This is a genomic window from Nonomuraea sp. NPDC052116, from assembly GCF_040680035.1.
In the GTDB taxonomy this organism is placed as follows: Bacteria; Actinomycetota; Actinomycetes; order Streptosporangiales; family Streptosporangiaceae; genus Nonomuraea; species Nonomuraea angiospora_A.
This window is the reverse complement of the sequence record NZ_JBFAWA010000009.1, coordinates 340,531-363,108: the sequence shown is the minus strand read 5'-3', so window position 1 is coordinate 363,108 and position 22,578 is coordinate 340,531. Positions and strand designations below refer to the sequence as shown.

General features: G+C 70.7%; 24 protein-coding genes. 14 read left to right on the top strand and 10 right to left on the bottom strand.

Annotated elements, in window-relative coordinates:
• Positions 1 to 25: 25 nt before the first annotated feature.
• Positions 26 to 1,465: a helix-turn-helix domain-containing protein gene (locus AB0L65_RS20240; RefSeq protein WP_364247402.1), complete on the bottom strand. Its 1,440-nt coding sequence runs from the start codon at positions 1,463 to 1,465 to the stop codon at positions 26 to 28.
• A 279-nt stretch (positions 1,466 to 1,744) separates the two neighbouring features.
• Here AB0L65_RS20240 and aceA point away from each other — a divergent pair, with 279 nt between their 5' ends.
• The 4 genes from aceA to AB0L65_RS20220 all read left to right on the top strand — a co-directional run bounded on the left by aceA (position 1,745) and on the right by AB0L65_RS20220 (position 5,297).
• Positions 1,745 to 3,031 (top strand): isocitrate lyase, encoded by a 1,287-nt coding sequence (gene aceA, locus AB0L65_RS20235; RefSeq protein WP_364247399.1) that lies wholly within the window; start codon positions 1,745 to 1,747, stop codon positions 3,029 to 3,031.
• Positions 3,032 to 3,202: 171 nt separating this feature from the next.
• Positions 3,203 to 3,712: a hypothetical protein gene (locus AB0L65_RS20230; RefSeq protein ID WP_364247396.1), complete on the top strand. Its 510-nt coding sequence runs from the start codon at positions 3,203 to 3,205 to the stop codon at positions 3,710 to 3,712.
• Between the two features lie 49 nt (positions 3,713 to 3,761).
• Positions 3,762 to 4,595, top strand: a complete 834-nt coding sequence (locus AB0L65_RS20225) for a hypothetical protein (RefSeq protein ID WP_364247393.1) — start codon at positions 3,762 to 3,764, stop codon at positions 4,593 to 4,595.
• A 114-nt stretch (positions 4,596 to 4,709) separates the two neighbouring features.
• A complete protein-coding gene (locus tag AB0L65_RS20220; RefSeq protein WP_364247390.1) occupies positions 4,710 to 5,297 on the top strand; it encodes a maleylpyruvate isomerase N-terminal domain-containing protein in 588 nt (195 codons plus the stop codon).
• A gap of 249 nt (positions 5,298 to 5,546) precedes the next feature.
• Here the strand turns inward: AB0L65_RS20220 and AB0L65_RS20215 are convergent, their stop codons facing one another.
• Positions 5,547 to 5,750, bottom strand: a complete 204-nt coding sequence (locus tag AB0L65_RS20215; RefSeq protein WP_364247387.1) for a hypothetical protein — start codon at positions 5,748 to 5,750, stop codon at positions 5,547 to 5,549.
• Between the two features lie 135 nt (positions 5,751 to 5,885).
• Here AB0L65_RS20215 and AB0L65_RS20210 point away from each other — a divergent pair, with 135 nt between their 5' ends.
• Both AB0L65_RS20210 and AB0L65_RS20205 read left to right on the top strand, forming a co-directional pair.
• Complete coding sequence (locus tag AB0L65_RS20210) at positions 5,886 to 6,386, top strand: SigE family RNA polymerase sigma factor (protein WP_364247386.1); 501 nt, start codon at positions 5,886 to 5,888, stop codon at positions 6,384 to 6,386.
• Positions 6,383 to 7,579 carry a hypothetical protein gene (locus AB0L65_RS20205; protein ID WP_364247384.1) on the top strand — a complete coding sequence of 399 codons (1,197 nt, stop codon included), beginning with the start codon at positions 6,383 to 6,385 and terminating at the stop codon, positions 7,577 to 7,579. The genes AB0L65_RS20210 and AB0L65_RS20205 overlap by 4 nt, the downstream gene beginning before the upstream one ends.
• Here AB0L65_RS20205 and AB0L65_RS20200 read toward each other — a convergent pair.
• The 3 genes from AB0L65_RS20200 to AB0L65_RS20190 all read right to left on the bottom strand — a co-directional run bounded on the left by AB0L65_RS20200 (position 7,566) and on the right by AB0L65_RS20190 (position 11,203).
• Positions 7,566 to 9,065: a protein kinase gene (locus AB0L65_RS20200; RefSeq protein ID WP_364247381.1), complete on the bottom strand. Its 1,500-nt coding sequence runs from the start codon at positions 9,063 to 9,065 to the stop codon at positions 7,566 to 7,568. The genes AB0L65_RS20205 and AB0L65_RS20200 overlap by 14 nt on opposite strands.
• 211 nt (positions 9,066 to 9,276) lie before the next feature.
• Entirely contained in the window at positions 9,277 to 10,113 is an 837-nt protein-coding gene (locus AB0L65_RS20195) for a siderophore-interacting protein (RefSeq protein ID WP_364247379.1), read from the bottom strand.
• 112 nt (positions 10,114 to 10,225) lie between these two features.
• Entirely contained in the window at positions 10,226 to 11,203 is a 978-nt protein-coding gene (locus AB0L65_RS20190; protein ID WP_364247376.1) for an alpha/beta hydrolase, read from the bottom strand.
• Positions 11,204 to 11,309: 106 nt separating this feature from the next.
• On the opposite strand from AB0L65_RS20190, the gene AB0L65_RS20185 reads away from it, so the two are divergent.
• From AB0L65_RS20185 to AB0L65_RS20170, 4 genes are all read left to right on the top strand, one after another.
• Positions 11,310 to 11,705 (top strand): hypothetical protein, encoded by a 396-nt coding sequence (locus tag AB0L65_RS20185; RefSeq protein WP_364247373.1) that lies wholly within the window; start codon positions 11,310 to 11,312, stop codon positions 11,703 to 11,705.
• A gap of 125 nt (positions 11,706 to 11,830) precedes the next feature.
• Entirely contained in the window at positions 11,831 to 12,616 is a 786-nt protein-coding gene (locus AB0L65_RS20180; protein WP_364247469.1) for an ABC-2 family transporter protein, read from the top strand.
• Positions 12,609 to 13,397, top strand: a complete 789-nt coding sequence (locus AB0L65_RS20175; protein ID WP_364247370.1) for an ABC-2 family transporter protein — start codon at positions 12,609 to 12,611, stop codon at positions 13,395 to 13,397. Before AB0L65_RS20180 ends, AB0L65_RS20175 begins: the two co-directional genes overlap by 8 nt.
• 2 nt (positions 13,398 to 13,399) lie before the next feature.
• Complete coding sequence (locus tag AB0L65_RS20170) at positions 13,400 to 14,146, top strand: ATP-binding cassette domain-containing protein (RefSeq protein WP_364247367.1); 747 nt, start codon at positions 13,400 to 13,402, stop codon at positions 14,144 to 14,146.
• Positions 14,147 to 14,153: 7 nt separating this feature from the next.
• On the opposite strand, the gene AB0L65_RS20165 is transcribed toward AB0L65_RS20170, so the two are convergent.
• Positions 14,154 to 14,636 (bottom strand): hypothetical protein, encoded by a 483-nt coding sequence (locus tag AB0L65_RS20165; protein ID WP_364247364.1) that lies wholly within the window; start codon positions 14,634 to 14,636, stop codon positions 14,154 to 14,156.
• A 120-nt stretch (positions 14,637 to 14,756) separates the two neighbouring features.
• On the opposite strand from AB0L65_RS20165, the gene AB0L65_RS20160 reads away from it, so the two are divergent.
• A complete protein-coding gene (locus tag AB0L65_RS20160) occupies positions 14,757 to 15,326 on the top strand; it encodes an MFS transporter (RefSeq protein WP_364247362.1) in 570 nt (189 codons plus the stop codon).
• Between the two features lie 48 nt (positions 15,327 to 15,374).
• Complete coding sequence (locus AB0L65_RS20155; protein ID WP_364247360.1) at positions 15,375 to 16,100, top strand: YcnI family protein; 726 nt, start codon at positions 15,375 to 15,377, stop codon at positions 16,098 to 16,100.
• 51 nt (positions 16,101 to 16,151) lie between these two features.
• On the opposite strand, the gene AB0L65_RS20150 is transcribed toward AB0L65_RS20155, so the two are convergent.
• The 3 genes from AB0L65_RS20150 to AB0L65_RS20140 are packed head-to-tail and all read right to left on the bottom strand — an operon-like array spanning position 16,152 to position 19,307.
• The gene (locus tag AB0L65_RS20150; protein ID WP_364247358.1) at positions 16,152 to 17,159 is read right to left on the bottom strand and encodes an ABC transporter permease; all 1,008 of its coding nucleotides are present in this window, start codon (positions 17,157 to 17,159) and stop codon (positions 16,152 to 16,154) included.
• Positions 17,146 to 18,144 (bottom strand): ABC transporter ATP-binding protein, encoded by a 999-nt coding sequence (locus AB0L65_RS20145; protein ID WP_364247355.1) that lies wholly within the window; start codon positions 18,142 to 18,144, stop codon positions 17,146 to 17,148. Before AB0L65_RS20145 ends, AB0L65_RS20150 begins: the two co-directional genes overlap by 14 nt.
• Positions 18,141 to 19,307, bottom strand: a complete 1,167-nt coding sequence (locus AB0L65_RS20140) for a DUF2092 domain-containing protein (protein WP_364247353.1) — start codon at positions 19,305 to 19,307, stop codon at positions 18,141 to 18,143. Before AB0L65_RS20140 ends, AB0L65_RS20145 begins: the two co-directional genes overlap by 4 nt.
• Positions 19,308 to 19,434: 127 nt before the next feature.
• Between AB0L65_RS20140 and AB0L65_RS20135 the strand changes: the two genes are divergently transcribed.
• Positions 19,435 to 20,109, top strand: coding sequence for a response regulator transcription factor (locus tag AB0L65_RS20135; RefSeq protein ID WP_364247352.1), 675 nt, complete (start codon positions 19,435 to 19,437; stop codon positions 20,107 to 20,109).
• Positions 20,102 to 21,448 (top strand): ATP-binding protein, encoded by a 1,347-nt coding sequence (locus AB0L65_RS20130; RefSeq protein WP_364247349.1) that lies wholly within the window; start codon positions 20,102 to 20,104, stop codon positions 21,446 to 21,448. Before AB0L65_RS20135 ends, AB0L65_RS20130 begins: the two co-directional genes overlap by 8 nt.
• Before the next feature lie 45 nt (positions 21,449 to 21,493).
• Here AB0L65_RS20130 and AB0L65_RS20125 read toward each other — a convergent pair whose 3' ends face one another.
• Positions 21,494 to 22,363, bottom strand: a complete 870-nt coding sequence (locus AB0L65_RS20125) for a LysR family transcriptional regulator (RefSeq protein ID WP_364247347.1) — start codon at positions 22,361 to 22,363, stop codon at positions 21,494 to 21,496.
• Between the last annotated feature and the right edge of the window lie 215 nt (positions 22,364 to 22,578).

Here is a 22,578-nt window from a genome sequence, read left to right as displayed (position 1 = left end):
TCCCCCCGTATCCCCACATTTCAGATTATGCGGTGGCGGCGTGACGCTCCAGGAACGTGTACACGTCAGCCTCGTCCACCCCGGGGAACGAGCCCGGCGGCAGCGCGGCCAGGACGTGGGAGTTGGCGCGGGCGGACGGCCAGGCGTAGCCCTCCCAGCGCTCGGACAGCTCGGCGGGCGGACGGCGGCAGCAGTCGCCGTTGGGGCAGTCGGACTTGGTGCGGCTGGTGGTCTCCCGGCCCCTGAACCAGCGCGACTCCTTGTACGGCACCCCCAGCGTGATGGCGAAGTCCCGCTCCCGCGACGGATCCACGTGCGCCACGCAGAAATAGGTCCCGGTGGGCGAGTCGGAATACTGGTAGTACACCGAGAACCGGTCGGGCGAGGCGAACACCTGCCGCCCCGACCACTGCAGGCACATCCGCTGCCCCTCGATGGCCCCCTGCTCGTCGGCCGGGAAGACGATGCCGTCGTTCTCGTACGCCTTGTAGATGGTGCCCCCGGCGTCGTTGCGCACGAAGTGGCAGACGAGACCCAGGTGGTGGGTGGCGAGGTTGGTGAAGCGGTGGGCGGCCATCTCGTACGACACCGCGAACACGTCCCGCAGGTCCTCCACCGACAGCGCCCGGTCGGCCTTGGCCTCCTGGAGGTAGAGCGCGGCGGCCTTCTCGGGGACGAGGACGGCGGCGGCGAAGTAGTTCGCCTCGGTGCGCTGGCGCAGGAAGTCGGCGAAGTCGCGGGGCTTGTCGTGGCCGAGCGCGAGGTGGCCGAGCGTCTGGAGCAGGATCGTGCGCGGGGTGTGCATGCCGAGCTGCTCGTGTTTGACGTAGATGCGGCGGTTGCGGAGGTCGGTGATGGAACGTACGGACCGGGGCAGGTCCTGCGCGGTGTGCACGGTGTAGCCGAAGTGCGTGACCAGGCTCTGGATCATGCTCTGCGACAGCGCGCCCGTACGGTAGCCGACCGCGGCCAGCGCCTTGGCGGCGGCCTCCTCGATCTCCCCGAAGTAGTTGCCGACCTCGCGCTGCCTGCGCCGCAGCTCGGCGTTGGCGGCCCTGGCCTCCTCCGGGGTGGCGGTGCCGCGGGCCTGCCGGGCGCGCAGCTCGCCGTACAGACCGAGGAGGTGTTCGAGCACGTCGTTCGGGACGCGGGCGGAGACCTTCAGCCGGGGCAGCCCGAGCCCGGCGTAGATGGGGTCGCGCTGCGCCTCCTCCAGCGCGATCTCCAGCTGGGCACGGCGGTTGGGCGGCTGGCGGCGCAGCAGCTCCTCGATGGGCACGCCCAGCGCGGCGGCCAGCCCCTTGAGCAGCGAGAGCTTGGGCTCGCGCTTGCCGTTCTCCAGCAGCGACAGCTGGCTCGGCGCCCTGCCGACGCGCGAGCCCAGGTCGGACAGGGTGAGGCCGCGCTGTTTGCGCAGGTGCCGGAGGCGCTGGCCGAACGCGATCAGGTCAAGCTCCTGCGTCAAAGACAGCGGTTCTTCGCCTAGCAAGGGCACCATGTCGGCATCTTAGACAGAAATTCGGCCCATTTTCTAGTCTCCTGAACAGGTCGGAGCCAGACTGCCGTGTCGCTCGGATTGGTCTAGGCCAACAGGAAAACTATCGATTTCTTCACTGTTGAATACCCGCCAGTAATGCATGGCATGGAAACTTTCGCCGTTCTTCTCTCGACTCATGACTATGGGCGGCCTCTCCCAGGGCACACACTCGGCTGTGAGCCCCAGGGGACGACAAGGGAGTGAACAATGATCGATCGCCTCAAGGGAGCTGCTGAGCAGCTGCAGGACGAATGGGACAACGACCCTCGCTGGGAGGGCGTCGAGCGCACGTACGGCGCCGAAGACGTGATCAGGTTGCGCGGCAGCGTCCAGGAGGAGCACACGCTGGCCCGGCTCGGCGCCGGCCGGCTGTGGGACCTGCTGAACACCGACGACTACGTCAACGCCCTCGGCGCGCTGACCGGCAACCAGGCCGTCCAGCAGGTGAAGGCGGGACTGAAGGCGATCTACCTGTCCGGCTGGCAGGTCGCCGCGGACGCGAACCTGGGCGGGCAGACGTACCCGGACCAGAGCCTGTATCCGGCCAACTCCGTGCCCGCAGTCGTGCGCCGCCTCAACAACGCGCTGCTGCGCGCCGACCAGATCACCTGGTCGGAGGGCGACACCGACGCCCCGCACTGGCTCGCGCCGATCGTGGCGGACGCCGAGGCCGGGTTCGGCGGGGTGCTGAACGCGTTCGAGCTGATGAAGGGCATGATCGCGGCCGGCGCCGCGGGCGTGCACTGGGAGGACCAGCTCGCCTCCGAGAAGAAGTGCGGCCACCTGGGCGGCAAGGTGCTCATCCCAACCGGCCAGCACATCAAGACCCTGACCGCCGCCCGCCTCGCCGCGGACGTCGCCGGAGTCCCCTCGCTGATCATCGCGCGGACCGACGCACAGGCCGCGACGCTCCTGACCAGCGACGTGGACCCGCGCGACCAGGCGTTCACCACCGGCGAGCGCACCCCGGAGGGCTTCTACCGGGTCAGGAACGGGCTGGGGGCGTGCATCGCCCGCGGGCTGGCGTACGCGCCGTACTCGGACCTGCTCTGGATGGAGACCAGCACGCCCGACCTGGACGTGGCCCGCGAGTTCGCCGAGGCCATCAAGGCGGAGTACCCGGACAAGATGCTCGCCTACAACTGCTCACCGTCGTTCAACTGGAAGCAGCACCTGGACGACTCCACCATCGCCAAGTTCCAGCGGGAGCTGGGACACATGGGGTACAAGTTCCAGTTCATCACGCTCGCCGGGTTCCACTCGCTGAACTACGGCATGTTCGACCTGGCCCAGGGGTACGCCGCGGACGGCATGACGGCGTACGTGGAGCTGCAGGAGGCCGAGTTCGCCGCCGAGTCGCGCGGCTACACCGCGACCAGGCACCAGCGCGAGGTCGGCACCGGGTACTTCGACCTGATCAGCACGGCCGTGGCACCTGACTCCTCGACGACCGCGCTCCGGGGGTCGACGGAAGAGGAGCAGTTCGCCCACTGATCTCGCCGGACCGCCCTCCGGGCATGCGGCGGTTCCCCGGCGAAACGGGCCGCGCCAGTCTCCCCCAGCACTGGCGCGGCCCACTTTCATGCGACGCCGCACGGCAAAGCCCTTTTCATGGGGTGGTGTGCTGTCATTGGAGAAGTGGGCTGACCTTCAACGGAGGGTTTGGTGGGCAAGACGATCTCCTCTGTCCGGACCGCGATCACTCAGTGGATCCCTGGCCGCCGCGTCGCCCCGAGTCCGCCGCCACCCGGGCCAAATGATCACGAGGCGCTGGTGGCCGCCCTCGAACATGCCACACGCTGGTATGAGTACCGCATCAGCCAAGGGCTTCAGGTCCTCAACTTCTATCTCGTATCGACCGCTGTGAATTCCGCCGCCTACGTCGCCGCCCTCCAGGCGAAGCTTGACGCCGTGGCCGGCGCCGTCGGGCTCGTAGCGGCGCTGGTCTCTGTCGCGGCGGCACTCGCGGGCTGGCGCAGCCGCGGTCTTGCCCGATTGGCCTTGCAGCCGATAGCGGAGATTCAGGATCGGCTGGCTGCGACCCTGAACATGGATTCGCTCCGTCTTGTGCGACGCAATCCGCACCGCACGTTCACCACGCCGATTTCCCTGGTCATGTTCGTCCTTGCCTGCGCCATCTCGGTAACCGGAGCCTTATACGCGTGGCTTCGCTGATCCAAGAGTTGGTGGACACCCAAACTGACTGGTCGGTATCTTTCCCAGCATGACGCTGGAACGCCGGACCTGGCGCACCCTGGAGCCGTTGCACGGCATGATCTACTTCTCCCCCGAGGCGAGCGCCGCCTACGAGAAGCTCGGGCTGAGCGGACGGATGGGATACTTCGCCTCCCGAGCCGCCGCTCTCGGTCCGGTGCCCGCCGCCACGGTGATCGCGACCTTCTACAACTTCAACCCCGATCTGGTACGGCAGGCGATCCCGGCCGCCTGGCAGATCGCCTCGCCGGCCGACATCCTGGCCGCCCGGCTCGCATCGGCCGACGCCACGCTGCGCCGCGTACTGGGCGATGCCGTGGACTCCCCGGAGATGGCGCGGGCGGCAGCGCTGGCCCGCCGGGCGGCGGAGACCGTCGCGGGAGAGCTCAGCGGGCGGCCTCTGTACGCCGCGCACGCGGCACTGCCCTGGCCCGAGGCTCCCCACCTGATGCTCTGGCATGCCCAGACCCTGCTGCGCGAGTATCGCGGCGACGGCCATCTCGCCGCCCTCCTGGCCGCCGGCCTGAGCGGCATCGAAGCCCTGGTCACCCACGCGGCCACCGGCGCCGTCACGTCCGAGGTGCTCCGAAGCACGCGGGGGTGGCCCGAGGCCGACTGGGCTGCCGCCGTACAGGGGCTGGAGGAGCGTGGCTGGCTCTTCGAGGGATCTCTCACCGAGGAAGGGCGCGGATGGCGTGAGGAGATCGAAGAGGCGACCGACCGGATGGGGATGGCACCGTACACCGCGCTCGGCGCCGAGCCCTGCGAGGAGCTGCGCTCTCTCGTCCGGCCGTGGAGCAAGAGCATCGTCGCCGAGCTGATGCCCTGGGCCGCAGGTCGTTAGTTCGGGGCCGAAGTCCGGCTGTGCCGTCACCCACCGACTGCATCTTCCAGGTCGTCAAGTAACGGGGCGATCGCGTAACTGTGTTTGACTTGGCGCATGGATCAGCGCCGGTAATTGCAACTGATCGAGCAGAACTACGCACGAATGCGCGAGACGGCCACCCGGGACCTCACCGCGGCGTACCTGGACCGCGCCATGGCCGAGCTGCGTGGCGAGCTCACCCCCCGGAAACCGGAGGAGAAGGCACTCACCTGGTACGACCCCGACCAGACCGTCGGCTTCTGGGCCCGCAGGATGTCGCTGGAGGCGGTGGCGCACCGGGTGGACGCCGAGCTCGCGGCCGGCGAGCCCGTCATGCCGATCCCCGCCGACCTGGCCGTGGACGGCATCGACGAGATCCTCGTGACCTTCCTCGCGTTCGCCTCCCGTCAGTGGCCGGAGGACTTCGGTGACGGACTCGCCGGTGCGGACGGACGCGCGGTGTCGATCTCCGTGGGAACGGATCGCCGGCTCGTCCGCCCGGCCGCCTCGGGCGTCGAGGTTTCCAGGGACGATTCCACCGCGGAGGCGTCGATCTCGGGCGCGCCCCAGGACGTGCTGTTGTGGCTGTGGGGGCGGGGCGACGGTGCGGGGCTGACCTTCGACGGCGACCCCGAGCTGGTGAAACGGCTGCGGTACCTGCTGAAGGAGGCGACCCAGTAGGTCAGGCCAGGGAGCCGGAACGGCCAGGACGGAACCGGCCGTTCCGGTGTCGCGTGGCGGTGGTCAGTTCAGGCCGCTGCCCTGGATGCCGGCGGCCGCGGCCGATGCCGCCGCGACCACGGTGAACATCGCGACGGTCAGGGTGAGCACGAACCGGCGCCAACGTGTCATCGCACGCCTCCTGTCATCGACTGGCGATCACCGTATATTCGCCGCACGCACGCCGCCGGATCACGAGCCCCCGGTTCGTCAGCCGACCTTCCGGAAGAGCACGGTGGCGCGGTAGCGGCCCTCCGCCTCCGCGTCGGGCTCGGCCTCGGCGCTGGTGACGTCCAGCTCGGCGCCGGGACCGAAGAAGCTGTGCGCCCGGGCCACGGCCTTCTCCCTGATCTCGTCCGGCGTCGCTCCGCTCACCGTGACGCGCAGCGTGAGCGGGAACGCTCTCGTACTCATGATGATCCTCTTTCACGGAAGAGTTGATCCACCTCCGAGCGTAACCCGCCGCGCACGTCGCCTCAGGCGCGGCGTGCAACAGTTTTCGCACCTTGTTCCTCTCGGAGGTGAAGGAACGACGAAGGGCGAGGACTGTTGGAAGGTGATCCCCGTTTCGCGGAGTTCGTCGCCGAACGCGGTGACGCGCTGCTGCGCTACGGCTATGTGCTGGCCGGCAATCCGCACGACGCGGCCGACCTGGTCCAGGAGGCGCTGCTGAAACTGCGCGGCGCCTGGTCCCGGCTGCGGCTGAAGGAGAATCCGGAGAGTTACGCGCGCACCACCATGGCCAGGCTGCACATCGCCACCTGGCGGTTGCGCAGGCGTGAGCTGCTCGCCTGGGACCTGCCGGAAGGCGAGCACCACGACCTGCTGCCCAGCGGCGACGAGCGCAGGATGTGGCAGGCGCTGGCCGGGCTGCCGCGCAAGCAGCGCGCGGTGCTGGTGCTGCGCTACTACGAGCAGCTCGACGACGCCGAGATCGCCACCGTGCTCGGGATCTCCCGCGGCACGGTACGCAGCCAGGCCTCCCGCGCGCTCGACAAACTGCGCGCGGGCCTCCCGAGTAAGCCGATGAGCAGGGGGAACGTACGATGACCGAGGTTGAGGAGACGCTGCGCAGGACGCTCGGCCACGCCGCCGAGCAGGCGCCGGGACTGCCTGCCCTGCTGCCCCAGCGGCTCGAGCGGATCCACCGGCGCAGGAGGCAGCGCGCCCGGATCGCGCTGGCCGCCGCGGCGGTCGTGCTGGTCGGGGCCGGGGCCACGGCCGTGCTGCGCGGCGGCGACACCATCACGGCCGTCCCCGCCAGCGGGCGGGACACCGAGGCACCGGCCGAACAGGTGGAGAAGGTCTGGCCGGAGGCGGTGCGGAAGGTCTCGGCGAAGTCCCCCGACGGGGTGCCGTGGCGACCTCAGACGTTCGTCGACGACCGTACGCTGCTCATGGAGGCCCAGGGAGGCGAATCCGGATCGGTCAACGCCGTCTACGCCTATGACCTCGACTCCGGCACGCCGCGCAAGATCGCCGACGTCCCGGCCCCCGAGGGCACGGTGGGCTTCGGCAACGGCTTCGCCGTGGGCGGCGGCCAGGTGGCCTGGTGGACCGGGACGAAGGACTCCGTCGCACACCTCTGGACGGTGCCGCTGGACGGCGGCACCCCGAAGATCGTCGCCGACCAGCGCCTCGACACGGCCGACGACGGCAGCGGGATCGACGGGCTCACCGTGGTCAACGACAAGATCGTTTTCTCGCTGTACACCGGCGGGGTCTTCACCGTTCCCCTCGGGGGCGGCACGGTGGAGCCGGTCCAGGGTGGCGCCGGGATGCATCTGCTGGCCTGGCCGTGGATCGGCACGCCGGGGAGCGGAGGCGAGCCCCACGGCACGGAGTACGCCCGGATCCAGAACGTGGAGACCGGGGAGACCCGGACGGCCGTCACCAACCCCGGCGAGGAGCTGCGCTTCTGCGGTGTGACCATCTGCCTGGGCAGGACCGCGGAAGGCACGACCTTCTTCCGGCATCGGGACGGCTCGTCGCAGAAGAACGTGCCCGGCTCCGTGCACAGTGCGGACCCGCCGACGCAGGACCGCTTCTACGTCTCGGCATACGCCGAAGAGAAGCCCGCGGGTGTGGGACTCTACGACCTGGACACCGGCAAGTCGGGCGACCTGGGCATCCCAGGGGAGGGCATGTCCATCCGGATGCCGTCCCTGGATTCGACCGGCAGGGTCTACAGCTACACGCTCGGGGACGACCTCTACCTGATCGACCTGTCTAAGATCCGGTAGCCGTCGGCGTCTCCGGGACGGACACGGACGGGTCCGGCGACTCGCCGGGCCCGTCCTGCGGGATCGTGCTGATCGACTGCGACGGCTGCGGGCAGTCCCTCCTGACCGCGTTGCCGCGCCTGCGCACCGGGCTCGCGCAGTCGGCGGGGTCCTCTCCGCCCGGTCCGCTGCTGTTGGCCGGTCCGAACGTGTCCTGCCGGCCGGGCGAGGGGCTGCGCACCGTCAACGGCGCCTTGGTTCGGGTGTGCGGGACGGACGTCGTGGGCGTCCTCGCCGGCGTGAGCGGGGCGGCGGCCTTCGTCGGCGGCAGGGTGGCGGCGGGCGTGGACGAGGGGCGGACGGTCGAGTCCGCGCTGCCGTAAGAGCGCACGATCGACGGGTCGCCCGGCAGCAGCGAGCCGCCCCCGACGCTCGTGCCGTCGCCGCCCGCCGCGATCACCGTGAGGGCCGCGATGGACACCGTGGCCAGGGCGGCGAAGCTGGCGTGCGACAGATGCGCCCCCGCCTTGGCCCGGCGCCTGCGCGCACGGGAACGCTCCACACCCCCCTCCGGCGTCCCGGACTCGCCGGTCGAAGAGGCGAGACGTACCCGCCCGCCGCCGGGCGGATAGGGCACCGGCGTCCAGATCTCCTCCAGCACCCCGGCCACCGCCTGCCGCAGGTCCCACGGCTCGCCGACGCCCCCCGCGGCCAGCAGCGCCCGGAGCAGGTCGGCGGACGTGGGCCGGTCGGCGGGATCCTTGGCCAGCGCCGCCTCGACGGCGGGCCGCAGCATGGCGGGCACGCCCGCGACGCGCGGCGGGTCGAACAGGATGCGCCGGGTCAGCACATCCGCCTCCCCGCTCCCGAACGGGTGGTGCCCCGTGGCCGCGAACGCCACCACGCACCCCCACGCGAACACGTCCGACGCGGGCAGCGCCGGGCCACCCGTCAGCCGCTCGGGAGCCACCCATCCGGGGCTCCCCATGACCTGTCCGGCCTGCGTGTGCGCGGCCAGCGTGTCGACGTCGCGGGCGATGCCGAAGTCGATGACGCGCGGCCCCCGCGTGGACAGCAGCACGTTGCCGGGCTTGAGATCCCGGTGCACCAGCCCCGACTCGTGCACCGCCACCAGGGCGGCGGCCACGCCGAGCGCCGCGCCGTACGCGAGATCGGGCGTGAGCGGCCCCTTGGCCGCGACGATCTGGGAGAGCGCCGGACCCGGGATGTACTCGGTGACCAGGTACGGGCGGTCCTTGTCGGCGCCGTCCTCCAGGACCGCCGCCGTGCAGAACGGCACCAGTCTTCGCGAGAAAGTCACTTCCTCGGCGAAGCGCGCGCGTAAGGTGGCATCGTTGAGATGCACCGCATGCGGCGTCTTGAGCGCGACCAGGCCACCCCGAGGGTGTTCGGCCAGATACACCACTCCCATCCCGCCCGTGCCGAGGCGGCCGAGGAGCAGGTATCGGCCGATGATGACCGGGTCGCCCACCGTAAGCGGCCGCACGCCAGGAGGCATGTCGCCAGCACCACGCGCCATACGGTTTCGCCTCTCTGATCCGGGACTCGGCAAAGCACACTGTGGCCGGATCCGCGGAGGCTTTCCGCATGTCTGTCATAAGGGGTATTGCAGGTAAGGCGTTCGTTCCTCTGGGGTCAGTAAGTGCTGGGGTTCAGTGGTCTGAAGTGGTGTTTCGGCCCTGGCGTGCCTGGGGAGCCTAGGAGGCGATCGCGGACTCCTCCTCGGCCTCGACCTGACGGTTCCAGTCGCGCTTCATCTCGCGCCACGCCTCGTCGTCGGCCCCGGAGCGCCAGTATCCGGAGATGGACAGCCGGTCCAGCCCGATGCCCCGTTCGACGCGCAGGTGGCGGCGCAGCTCCTTCACGAAGCCGGCCTCGCCGTGCACGAACGCGTGCACGTTTCCCTCGGGGAACTCCAGCGTCCGCACCGCCGCCACGAGCTTCTCGCCCACGGGACGGCCGCTCCGGTAGAGCCACGCGACGCGGGCGTCGGCGGCCGTCTCGAGCTTCTGCTCGTCCTCGGGCGCGTCCACCTCGACCAGTACGTGCGCCTGCGCGCCCTCCGGCAGCCCCTCCAGCGCGGCCCCGATGGCCGGCAGCGCGCTCTCGTCGCCGATCAGGAGGTGCCAGTCGGCCTCGAGGTCGGGCGCGTAGCCGCCGCCGGGGCCGAGCATGAGCACGACGTCCCCGGGAGCGGCCTGGGCGGCCCACGGGCCGGCCAGGCCCTCGTCGCCGTGCACCACGAAGTCGAGGGTCAGCTCGCGGCTGTCGGGGTCCCAGGCGCGTACGGTGTAGGTCCGCAGCCGCGGCCAGAACTCGCGCGGCATCGTCTCGCGGCAGGCCTTCACGCTGAACGGGGTGGGGTATTCGACCCCTTCGTAGGGGAAGACCAGCTTGACGTAGTGGTCCGTCAGGCCGGTGGTGGCGAAGTCGGCCAGCCCGTCGCCCCCGACCACGACGCGGACCATGTGCCGCGAGATCCACTCGGTCCGCAGGACGACGCCACGATGGTGATCCGTGGGCTTCTCGGTCATGCACAGCCCCCTGACTTCAGGTTAGGTATACCTAACCTTACACGTTCTTCAAGCTGACAGCGTACGCCGGGAACCTCGAAAAGGGCAGTGCCAAAACTGCAGGGCCGAAATCTCACGCCGCCGCGATGTCGCCTCTGGACGCGCGGCGGGCGGCCACGGCTCGCAGGAAGTGCGCCATGTGCCGGAAGACCAGCCGCGCCTCGGGCAGCACGTCCGCCAGGATCGGGAAGACGTGCGGCATCCGGTTCCATTCCTCGTACCGTACCGGCACCCGGGCCTGGCGCGCCCGCTCGGCCACCCGTCTGGCCTCGTCCCGCAGCACCTCGGTCGAGCCGGTCACGATCATGAGCGGTGGCAGCCCCGTGAAGTCCCCGAGCACCGGGGAGACCAGCGGGTCGCTCGGGTCGAGGCCCGAGGTCCACCGGCGGGCCAGCCAGCGCACCCGCCCGGCCGGGAGCATGGGGTCCTGCCAGCGGTTGGCGTGCCGCGGGATGTCGGTCAGGTCGGCCCACGGCGACAGGCAGATCGCCGCGCCCGGCATCGGCAGCGCCCGGTCCCGCAGCGCGAGCAGCGTCGCCAGCGTGAGGTGGCCCCCCGCGGAGTCCCCCGCCAGGATGACGTCCCCGGGCGCGTGGCCGCGCCGCAGCAGGCAGTCGTACGCGTCCAGCGCGTCGGTCAGCGAGTCCGACAGCTTGTGCACGGGCCCCTGCCGGTAGTCGAGCGCCAGCACGGGTCGCCGGGCCGCCACCGACAGCCGCCAGGTGATGGACCGATGGGTACGCGGCGAGCCCGAGAAGTAGCCGCCGCCGTGGAAGTAGAGCACCGCCTTGCCCTCGTCGAGCCCCGGCCCGCCGTGCACCCACTCGCCCCCGCACGCCGAGAACTCCGCGGGCTCGATGATGACGTGTTCGGGCTGGGGTACGCGTACCAGGCGGCCGAGCTCCCCGAGCCGGGCCGCGCAGATTAGGGCCAGCGGATGGCGCATCAGCACCGTGGACGCCGGCTTCAGGGTGCCCCACATCAGACTGGTCAGGGCGCGGGCTTGCCAGCTCAAGGGATAGTCGGGGAGCACGTCCCGGTCGATCTGCATATCGGCCCTCCGATGAATCTCCTTCCCCGAATGAAGATCCTTCTACCGGCCAGTAAGTATCTCATCTCTTACCTGGATATTTCGGCGCTGTGACACGCTGTCCTCCATGGCTGGATACTCGGGCACACCGCTGCCGCGCAAGCTCGGCGTCAAGCCCGGGCACCAGGTCCTCGCCATCGATGCCCCCGATGGCCTCGACCTGGGCGAGCCCGGCGCCGAGGTGCATCGGACCCCGGCCGGCGGGCCGTACGACGTCATACTGGTCTTCTGCCCCGACTCGGCCGCCCTTCACGGGGCGTTCCCATCCGCCCTGGCCCTGCTGGCGAAGAGCGGCGGCCTGTGGGTCTGCTGGCCGAAACGCGCGAGCAAGGTGCCCACGGATCTCTCGGAGAACCCCGTCCGCGACTACGGCCTGTCCATGGGCCTGGTGGACAACAAGGTGGCCGCGATCGACGACACGTGGTCGGGCCTGCGCTTCGTCTACCGTCTCGCCGACCGTTGAACGATTAATTGCGTTGCGGGGCCCACGGCCCGCAACGGATAATTCCATGCTTTCCATCGGCAGACCCGTGCGCGGGTCCGTACACGGTTGGTCACCGTGTCCTCACTCTCCGGAGGTGCAAAACCATACCCCTATATGCCCGGCTCGTCCGGTACGGCTTCCGCAAGCACGCCACCTACGTCTGGGGCGCGATCGCCGGCGCTTTCACCAACAGCGTCTTCGGCATCCTTCGCGCCTACATCCTCATCGCGCTCTGGCAGGCCCGCCCCGGGCTGGGCGGCTACGACGTGACCGACGCCGTCACGTTCTGCTTCATCACCCAGGCGTTCATCGGCCCGTTGCAGCTGTTCGGGGGCGGGCTCGGCATCCCCGAGCGCATCCGCAGCGGCGACATCGCGCTCGACCTGGTCCGGCCCGCCTCGCTCCAGCTCTGGACGCTGGCCGAGGACCTGGGCAGGGCCGCGTACCTGTTCCTGGTCCGCGGCATCCCGCCCATGCTGGTCGGCGCGGTGGTGTTCGGCATCACGGTCCCCGCCGGGCCGGGGCAGTGGCTGGCGTTCCTGGCCGGCTTCGCCGTCGCGGTGGTGGTCGGCTTCGGCTGGCGCTACCTGGTGGCGCTGTCGGTCTGCTGGCTCCTCGACGACCGCGGCGTCGCGGTCGTGTCGATGCTCCTGACGACGTTCTTCTCCGGCATGCTCGTGCCGCTGCACCTGTTCCCCGGCTGGTTCGGCGACCTGGTCATGGCGATGCCCTGGGCGGCCATGGTCCAGCTCCCGACCGACCTCTACCTGGGCAAGGCCCCGGTCCTGGAGACGCTCGCCTTCCAATCGCTCTGGGCGGCGATCCTGCTCGGGCTGGGCGCGCTCGCCACCATGGCGATCCGCCGCAAGGTGGTGATCCAGGGTGGTTAGGACCTACTTCCTGCTGCTGTGGACCTGGACCCGGGCCGCGGCGGCGTACCCGGTGTCGTTCGCGCTGATGACCCTGTTCGGCGCCCTCATCGCCGCGGTGGACGTCGCCGTGATCCTGATCGTCTTCGCCAACACGACCACGCTCGCGGGCTTCTCCCGCGACGAGGTCCTCTTCCTGTACGGCGCCGCCGGCGTGTCGTTCGCCATCTGCGACACGTTCGTCAGCAACATCGACCGGATCAGCCAGCACATCAAGGCGGGCACCCTCGACACGTTCCTGATCAGGCCGGTCAGCCCGTGGATCCAGCTCGCCACCGACCGGTTCGTGCCCGCCAGGGTGGGCCGGATCCTGCAGGCGTGCGTCGTGCTCGGCTACGGCGTCGCCGCGCTCGACCTCGACTTGAGGCGCGCCTGGATGATCCCCGTCATGCTGGTCAGCGGGATCATCATCTTCGGGGCGATCTGGACGCTCGGCGGCGCGGTCCAGTTCGTGCTGACCGACGCCCCCGAGGTGTCCAACGCCTTCACCTACGGCAGCGCCCAGCTCAACCAGTACCCGCTCAGCATCTACGGCCGCGACCTGGTCAGGGGCGTGACGTACGTGCTCCCGCTGGCCTTCGTCAACTGGCAGCCCGGCCTGTACGTGCTGGGCAGGGACGACCCGTTCGGCACGCCGGAGTTCCTGCGGTTCTCCGCGCCGGTCGCCGCGCTGGTCCTCGCTCTACTGGCCGGGCTGGCCTGGCGGCAGGGCATCAGGCACTACCGATCCACGGGGAGTTGAGGATGATCGAACTTGAGAGGGCCGGACGCTCGTTCAAGATCAAGAAGAATGTCGTCCACGCCGTGAGCGACCTGTCGTTCACCGTGTCGGCGGGAGAGTTCGTCGGCTACCTCGGGCCCAACGGGGCCGGCAAGTCCACCACCATCAAGATGCTCTGCGGCATCCTGACGCCGACGTCCGGCCGGGTCCGGGTGGCCGGGCTCGACCCCTCGCGCCGGCGCACGTCGCTGGCGCGGCGGATCGGGGTGGTGTTCGGGCAGCGGACCACGCTGTGGTGGGACCTGCCGCTCGTCGACAGCTTCGAGCTGATCCGCCACCTGTACCGGGTGGACCGGGCCACGTTCAGGTCGCGGCTCGACGAGCTGACCGAGACGCTCGACCTGGGCGAGTTCATGCGCACGCCGGTGCGCCAGCTCAGCCTGGGCCAGCGCATGCGGGGCGACCTCGCGGCGGCGCTGCTGCACGCGCCCGACGTGCTGGTGCTCGACGAGCCGACGATCGGGCTGGACGTGGTCAGCAAGGCCGGCATCAGGGAGTTCCTGCAGCGGGTCAACGCCGAGCGCGGCACGACCGTGCTGCTGACCACGCACGACCTCGGCGACATCGAGCGCCTGTGCCGCCGGGTCATGGTGATCGACCACGGGCGGCTGGCGTTCGACGGCACGCTCGACGACCTGATGGCCACCTCTCCCGGCCAGTCGAGCATCGAGGACGTGGTGACCCGCCTCTACACGGGGACGGCCCAGTAGGGACAGCTCAGTAGTAGCTGCCCTCCGGCGTGGCCTCGTAGTCCTCGTCGACGTCGTCGTACTGGCGCGACCAGCGCGACGGCATCAGGACGGGGATGAACAGCGCCACGCCGAGCAGGGCGAACACGCCCGACGTGAGCAGGGTCTTGGCGCCGAGACCGGCGTCCAGGATGATCTGGTTGACCGACGGGGCGCTCGGAATGAGGGAGATCGCCCTGTTCACGTCGAGTGCGTACACGACCGTCCAGGCCAGCAGGACCAGCGACGGCACGAACGTCGCCATGGGCGAGACCCGGCCCGCCACCACCAGTCCGACGACCAGCCCGACGGCGGCCATCGCGCCCAGCGCGATCCACATCTTCTGATTGTCCGGTGGTGCCGCCGCGGCGTTGCCGACGGCCTGCTGAACGGCCCAGCCACCGCCCGCCAGCACGGCTGCCGTCACCACCAGCCCGATGAGGAAACCACCCAAGTGCCGCAACGTTCTCACCTCAATGTCAACGCGGTCGGCACGACCCTAGCCCTAAATGCCCGTTTTGGACCAGCCACTGTGCGGCTTCGGACTTCGGGTCTCATGACTCACTGCCCCGTGAGAGCATGGGGCACACCCATGCGTGCGCACCTTCCCTTCAGACTCGCGCGGACGGCCGCCTTCGCCGCCGTCTGCGTGGCTCTCGCCGCCTTCGCGCACGTGCTGGGCGGCGGTTCGGCGCCCGCGCCGTGGGTCGCCGGACTGGGGCTCGCGGGCGTGTCCGCGCTCGGGCTGGCGCTGTGCGGCAAGGAGCGCTCCGCGGCGACGATCAACGTCGTGCTGGTGGGGGCGCAGCTGGCGCTGCACGAGCTGTTCGCGGGCGACGGCGCCGCCTACTTCTCCGTGCGCGGCCTGTTCGAGCTGGGGGCCGCGGCGCACGGACACGGCCAGGGCGGCCTGGCGGTCAACACCGGCATGCTGCTCACGCACGTGACGGCCACGCTGATCACGGGCCTGTGGCTGGCGCGCGGCGAGGTCGTGCTCTGGTCGCTGCTGCGCCTCGTCGGCCGCCGTCTCCTGCTGCTCCCGGCGGTCGCCGTGCCGCCGTTCGCGCGGCCCGCCGCGCCGATCGTCCGGGCGAGGGTCGTCCCGCTCCAGCCGGAGTTCCGGCACAGCGTGGCCAGGCGTGGTCCTCCACTTCCCGCCTGACCGTCTGACACCCCTTGTTCATCCCCGTACACCAAGTGGAGTTTCCGCATGTCCTTCGCACGCCGTGCGGCGACCGTGCTCGCCGCCGCCACCGCCCTCACCGTCGGCCTCGCCATCCCGGCCCTGGCCCATGTCACCATCCAGCCGGGCACCGCCGAGCAGGGCGGATTCACCAAGGTCGCGTTCCGGGTGCCGAATGAGCGCGACGACGCCTCGACCACCAAGATCGAGGTCTCCTTCCCCGTCGACCATCCGCTGGCTTTCGTGTCGGTCAAGCCCCTGCCGGGCTGGGAAGTCAAGGTCACGCAGGGCAAGCTGCCCAAGCCGGTCAAGACCGAGTACGGCGACCTCGAAGAGGCCGTGACCAAGGTCGTGTGGTCCGGCGGCAAGATCAACCCGGGCGAGTTCCAGGAGTTCGAGGTGTCCATGGGGCAGTTGCCCAAGGACACGGACTCGCTGGTGTTCCCGACGAAGCAGACCTACTCCAAGGGTGAGGTCGTGGACTGGTCGGACGCGCCCAAGACGGACGGGACCGAGGCGGAGCACCCCGCCCCGACGCTCAAGCTGGTCCCCGCGAGCGGGGCCGACGAGCACGGCATGGCCTCGGCGCCGGCCTCGGCCGCTCCGGCCGCCGCCGCTCCCTCGGTGACGCCGGTGGCGGCCACGTCGGCCTCCGACGGCACCGCCCGCCTGCTCGGCGGCGCCGGCCTCGTGGTGGGCGTCATCGGCGTCGTGATCGGCGCGCTCGGCCTGCGCCGCCGTCCCGCCGCCTGACGTCCCCGGCGTCCCGCGCCCCGGCCGTCCGCGGTCGGGGCGCCGCCGCTGTCAGGAGGTGATGTCCTTGCCGGAGAAGCGCGCCCAGGCGATCGAGCCGAACAGCACGATGTACGCCCCGAACGCCAGCAGCCCGTCCCGCAGGCTCCCGAAGTCGATCGGGCTGCGCAGCACGGCGTCGAAGTTCGTGAACTTGGACGGCAGCAGGTAGGGCGTGATCGAGCCCAGCTCGGGGATCGCCCGGAGCACCTGGCAGACGATGACCAGCACCATGGTGGCCGCGATGGCCCCGATGGACACCTCGGTGAACGTCGACAGCGCCACCGCGACCGCGGCCAGGGCGGCCATCCCGGCGCCGACGTACCCGACGGCGATGAGGATGCGCAGCAGCCCGTCGGCCATCGAGATCGTGCTGCCGGACAGCAGCGTCACGGACCCCGCCGGGAAGAGGATCAGGCCCGTCACCAGCGCCGTCAGGGCCACCACCGCGGTGACCGCGTACGCGAAGACGACCGCGTTGAGGTATTTGACCAGCAGCAGCCGGGTGCGCCCCGCAGGGGCGGCCAGCAGGTAGCGCAGGGTCCCCGCCCCGGCCTCGCCCGCGATCGAGTCGCCGGCCACGACGCTGACGGCGACCGGCATCAGCAGCAGGACCAGGAACGAGAACGACACGAACGTCAGCATCAGGCTGTTGCCCACGACGTCCTGGACGAGCCCGCCCATCCCCTCCTCGGAGGCCACGAGCCGCAGCGCCACGCCGATGACGATCGGCACGACGCCGAGCACGGCCAGCATCATCAGGTTGCGCGGTCTGCGGAACGTCAGGCCCAGCTCGGAGCCGAGCAGCCGCCAGAACGCCCACACCCTCCCCGCCGCGGGGGCGGGAGCGGAAGCGGACGGCTCCGGCGGGCGGCGTTCGGTGGTGCGCATGGACTCCGCGACGGGCACCAGCCCGGGCGTGCGGCGCTCCTCCTGGGTCTCCGCCCCCGTGGTCCCCGCCGTCTCAGCGGTCGCCGTCTCAGCGGTCGCCGTCTCAGCGGTCGACTCAGCCGTCGACATCGAAGCCCTCCCCTGTCAGTCCCACGAACACGTCCTCCAGGCTCGGCCGCACCACGGCCAGCCCGCGAACGGCCACGCCCTCCCCCACCAGCGCGGCGTTGACGCGCTCCGGCGCGTGGCCGCCGAGCTCCGCCGTGACCTCCCCGCCCGAGGTCAGCACGTCGGCGAGGCCGAGCGTGCCGAGCACCCGCGCGGCGTCCGCCACGTCCGGCGTCTCCACCCGGACGCGGGTCACGAGCCCGCCGTTCAGCGAGGCGATCGTGCCCTGCGCCACGAGCTTGCCGGTACGCATGATCGCGGCGTGCGTGCACATCTGCTCCACCTCCGCCAGCAGGTGGGAGGAGACGAAGACCGTGGTGCCGTCGGCGGCGATCTCCTTGACCAGCGCGCGGACCTCACGGGTGCCCTGCGGGTCGAGCCCGTTGGTGGGCTCGTCCAGGATGAGCAGCTCGCGCGGCCCCAGCAGGGCGGCGGCGATGGCCAGGCGCTGGCGCATGCCGAGCGAGTAGTTGCGGAAGCGCTTGGCGGCCGCGGCCGACAGGCCCACGCGGTCGAGCGCCTCGGCGATGCGCCGCTTCGCGCTCGCGCGGGGCGCGGTCGGGTCGGCGGAGTCGAAGCGCATCAGGTTGGCGGCGCCCGACAGGTACGGGTAGAAGGCCGGCCCCTCGACCAGCGCCCCCACCTTGGGCAGGGCCTGGGCCTGGGGCAGGCCGAGCACGGAGTATCCACCCGACGTCGGCGCGATCAGGCCGAGCAGCATGCGGATCGTGGTGGTCTTGCCCGAGCCGTTCGGCCCCAGGAAGCCGAACACCGAGCCGCGCGGCACGGCCAGGTCCAGCGTGTCCACGGCGACCTGGCCACCGCGGAAGCGCTTGGTCAGGCCCTCCGTGACGATCGCGAACTCCCCCGCGTTCATCCCCTGGGGCACCCCCGGGGGCAGGGCCGCCCCGGAGGGCGCCCCTGCTTCCTGCGTGACGGTGGTCACTTGGTGCCCGCCGCCTTGGTGATCTCCTCCGGGGTGACCGCGCCGACCAGAAGGCGGCCGTCGTCGGTCAGCAGGGCGGTGACGAGCTTGGTCTTGATCAGCTTGCCGGAGCCCCACGTGCCGCTCACCGGGGTGGCGGACTTCAGCACGCTGTCGATCAGCGCGCTCGGGTCGGCACCCGCGCCACCACCAGGGCCGCGTCCTTCGCGCCCGTCCGACGGAGTCGCGGTCTTCAGGTCCGACAGCGAGAACGGCACGACCGCCACGGTCGTCCAGCCCTGCCCCACGACCTTCGCCCGCTCCGCGACGTCCTTGGCGTGCTCGGCGCGATCCGCCGCCACGTCCTGCTCCATGTCGGCCCCGAGGGTCTTCTCCTCCACCTTGGCGCCCGCGGGCGGGGTGAAGGTGAAGTTCTCGGCCGCCGGCGGCGTGAACGTCACCTGCGTGAACCCGACCTGGAACGCCGGCTCGGCCGACCCCTTGGCGAACACCTGCACCTGCAGCGGGACGTACGTCTCGCCGTCGAGGGCGATGCGGATCTCCTGGACGAGCGAGCCCGCGTCCTTGGGCGCCAGCACGAGCTGGTAGACCGGCCGGCCCGCCACCTCGGCGGTGTTGATCACGCGAACCGCCGTGTGCTGGTCGGCGTTGGCCAGCAGCCGCTCGGCCACCTGCTGCGGCGTCACGTCGGTCGGCCGCGGCGTGGGCAGGCCCTGCTTGTGCTGCCCGGCCTCCCCCTTGATGGTCAGCTTGGTGGCCGTGTTGGTGGCGCTCTCCCAGTACCAGCCGGTGTCGCCGTTGACGATCAGGTTGGTCTCGTTCAGCTGGGTCGGCAGGGCCACCCGCATCTTGCCCTCGCCGCCGTACCAGACCTTCACCTCGTGCGAGCCGGACAACAGGCTCAGCGGCGACGCCTCACCGGTCTGCGGCAGCGCCGGCAGGCCGAGCGAGGCCGTCTGCTGCACCGTGCCGGACATCGGCGCGATGCCGCCTTCCTTGCCGGTCGCCGCCGCGGCGTCGGCCAGCAACTGCTGTGCCGACCGCTCCGGCAGCACGGGGGCGCCGCTCACCGCGGCTATGACGGGGCCGGCGCCGATCGCGGCTCCGATCACGGCCGCTGCCGCGATCGGCACTCCCCACCTCACGAACGTGCCTCTGCGCATCTCACTCCTTAACGGTATGTCGATGTTCAGAGCCTGCGTGATGCATCCTTAGGCGGACCTGAGACTGTCTGAGACGGCTCTCAGCCTTCTCAGCGTTGTCTCAGGGCAGGAACAGGAGAATTGCCACATGAGAGTACTTGTCGTCGAGGACGAGCGGCGGATGGCCGCCGCACTCCAGCGGGGGCTCCAGGCTGAGGGGTTCGCCGTGGACCTCGCCCACGACGGCGAGGAGGGCCTGCACGCGGCCAGGCAGGGTGACTACGACATCGTGGTGCTCGACATCATGCTGCCCCGGCTCTCGGGTTACAACGTGTGCAAGCAGCTGCGCGCGGAGGAGAACTGGGTGCCGATCCTCATGCTGTCGGCCAAGGACGGCGAATACGACATGGCCGACGGGCTCGACCTGGGCGCCGACGACTACCTGACCAAGCCGTTCTCGTACGTGGTGCTGGTGGCCAGGCTCCGGGCGCTGCTGCGGCGCGACGCGGGGCGGCGGCCGTCGGTGCTGGTGGCCGGCGACCTGTCGCTCGACCCTGCCCGGCGCAGGGTCGAGCGGGACGGGAGCTCGATCGAGCTGACGCCGAGGGAGTTCGCGCTGCTGGAGTACCTGATCCGGCGGCGGGACGAGGTCGTGTCGAAGGTGGAGATCCTGGAGCACGTCTGGGACACCTTCGACACCGACCCGAACGTGGTCGAGGTGTACGTCGGCTACCTGCGGCGCAAGATCGACGCCCCGTTCGGCAGGAACGCGCTCCAGACCGTGCGCGGCGCGGGCTACCGGCTGGCGGGCGACGGTGGCTGACTCCCCGCTCGTCTGGTGGCGGCGGCAGGGGCTGCGGTTCAGGCTCACGGTGGCGGCCGCCGCGGTGCTCGCGCTGGCGCTGGCCGTGTCGGCGTCGGTGCTGGTCAGCGTGCTCGAACGGGCGCTGATGGACACGGTGGACGAGTCCACCAGGCAGACGGCGCAGGCCGTGCGCGTGGCGGCCGACGCAGGGACGCTGACCAGCCCGATCACCACGCACGACGGCACGATCGTGCAGGTCATCGACGCCGGCGGGCGCATCACGCACGTGACGTACGGCACCGACCGGCTGGTCCCGCTGCTGGACGCCAAGGCCCGGGACAAAGTGCTCAAGCGGGGGCAGGCCACGCTCCTGGACGGGCGGCCGTACGCGGTCCCCGGGTTCCTGCGGGTGATCGTGCTCAGCGCGGACCGCGGGCAGACCGTGATCGCGGCCCGGCCCATCAGCGAGATCCAGACCAGCCTGGTCACGGCCGGACGGGTGCTGCTGGTGGGCACGCCCGCGCTGATCGTGCTGCTCGCGGTGGCGAGCTGGCTCATGATCGGCCGTACGCTGCGCCCGATCGCGGCCCTGCGCAGGGGCGCGGCGGACATCACGCACACGGCCAGGTCGCGCCGGCTGCCGGTGCCGCAGTCGCGTGACGAGGTCTACTCGCTGGCCACCACGCTCAACGGCATGCTGGCCAGGCTGGAGGAGGCCGAGCAGCGCCAGCGGGCGCTGGTCTCCGACGCGGCGCACGAGCTGCGCAGCCCGCTGGCCAGCATCAGGCTGCAGCTCGAGGTCGCGCTGGGACACCCGGAGGGTCAGGACTGGCGGGAGACCGCCGAGGGCGTCCTGGAGGACACGATGCGGCTGTCCAGGCTGGCCGAGGACCTGCTGGCGCTGGCCAGGCTGGACGAGCGCGGCGGCGTGCCCGCCAGGCGGGAACCCGTCGAGCTGGACGAGGTGGTCCGCCAGACCGTCGACAGGTACGCCGAGGCGCGCCTGACGGTGTGCGACCCGGTCGTGGTGCGCGGAGACGCCCTCGACCTGAGCCGGGTGCTGACGAACCTGATGGACAACGCGGTACGCCACACCTCTTCCAAGGTCGAGGTGGCCTTGACCGCGGACGGAGTGCTGACGGTGAGCGACGACGGGCCCGGCATCCCCGAACAGGATCGCGAGCGCGTCTTCAACCGCTTCACCAGGCTGGACTCCGGGCGCAGCCGTGATGAGGGCGGCGCCGGGCTGGGGCTGGCGATCGTACGTGAGACCGTGCGTGCGCACGGCGGCACGGTCGTCCTGGAGGACGCCGCGCCTGGACTGCGAGCAGTGGTGCGGTTGCCGGTCTCCCGGTAGGGGGTTCGGGTGAGGGAGCGCCGGTCTGGATCGTTCCTAATCGGGTCAGGCCGCTGTCCCCTTTTCCGCCGTGGACAGGAAGTCCTGGGCGATCAGCGGCAGGCGGCGGCGGGCGTGCACGACGGCGATGACGCGCCGCACGGCGGGTTCGAGCGAGCGCACGATCAGGCCCGCGCGACTGGCCTGTTCCGCCAGGCCGCGGTACCAGAGCAACGACGCCTGGCCCGTGCGTACCGCGTTGAGCCAGCCGTTGCGCTCATCGGTTTCGAGCACGACCACGGGGCTCACCGAGTACTTGCCGAACATCGCGTCCAGCTCCCTGCGCCGCATGCTGCCGCGGGCCGGCAGCGCCAGGCGCATGCCGTGCAGCTTGCCCATCGGCACCGGGTTGGGCAGGTCGAGCCCAGGCGGGGAGATCAGCACGATCTCCTGGCGCTCGAGCGGATGGGTGATCAGGTCCGTGGGGACCGGGAGATCGGTGAGCCCGAGGTCGGCCCGCTGATCTCTGATGGCGCTGACGACGCCGTCTCTGCCGTCGCAGCGAACGATGTGCACGCGTACTCCCGGATGCTCGGCCGCGTAAGCCGGGAGCAGCCGCCCGGCCAGGCCGGGTTCGAGGCTGGGCGTGGACGCGATGCGGAGCTCCGCTTCCGTGACGCCGCTGTGGTTGGCCAGGCCCTCGATCTCGCGAACGGCATCGAGTGCCTCCCTCGCCAGCTTGACCACGCGACGGCCCTGCGCGGTGACGACCACGCCACGGCCTGAACGAGCGAAGAGCGTCATACCGAGCTCCCGCTCCAGATCGCGGATCGCGCGGGACAGCGCAGGCTGCGCGATGTAAAGCGATCTTGCCGCGTCGGTCATGGTGCGGTGCTCCGCAGTCGCGACCACATAGCGGAGCTGCTGGAGATTCATGCCAAAGAAGCTAGGGCAACGCCCGCCGCGCGGACCGGGAGATAACCGAGATCACCTCGAATGATTTCGGACCGTAACCGATCACTGCTACATCCGTGACGGGTGAGAAATGAGTATGCTTTTGCCCCAAATTTGGCAAGGGTCCGGCAAGTCGCGGCGCAAAGCCATCGATTCCAGACAACCGGGCGAACGGGGAGACACGGTGACAGGGAACG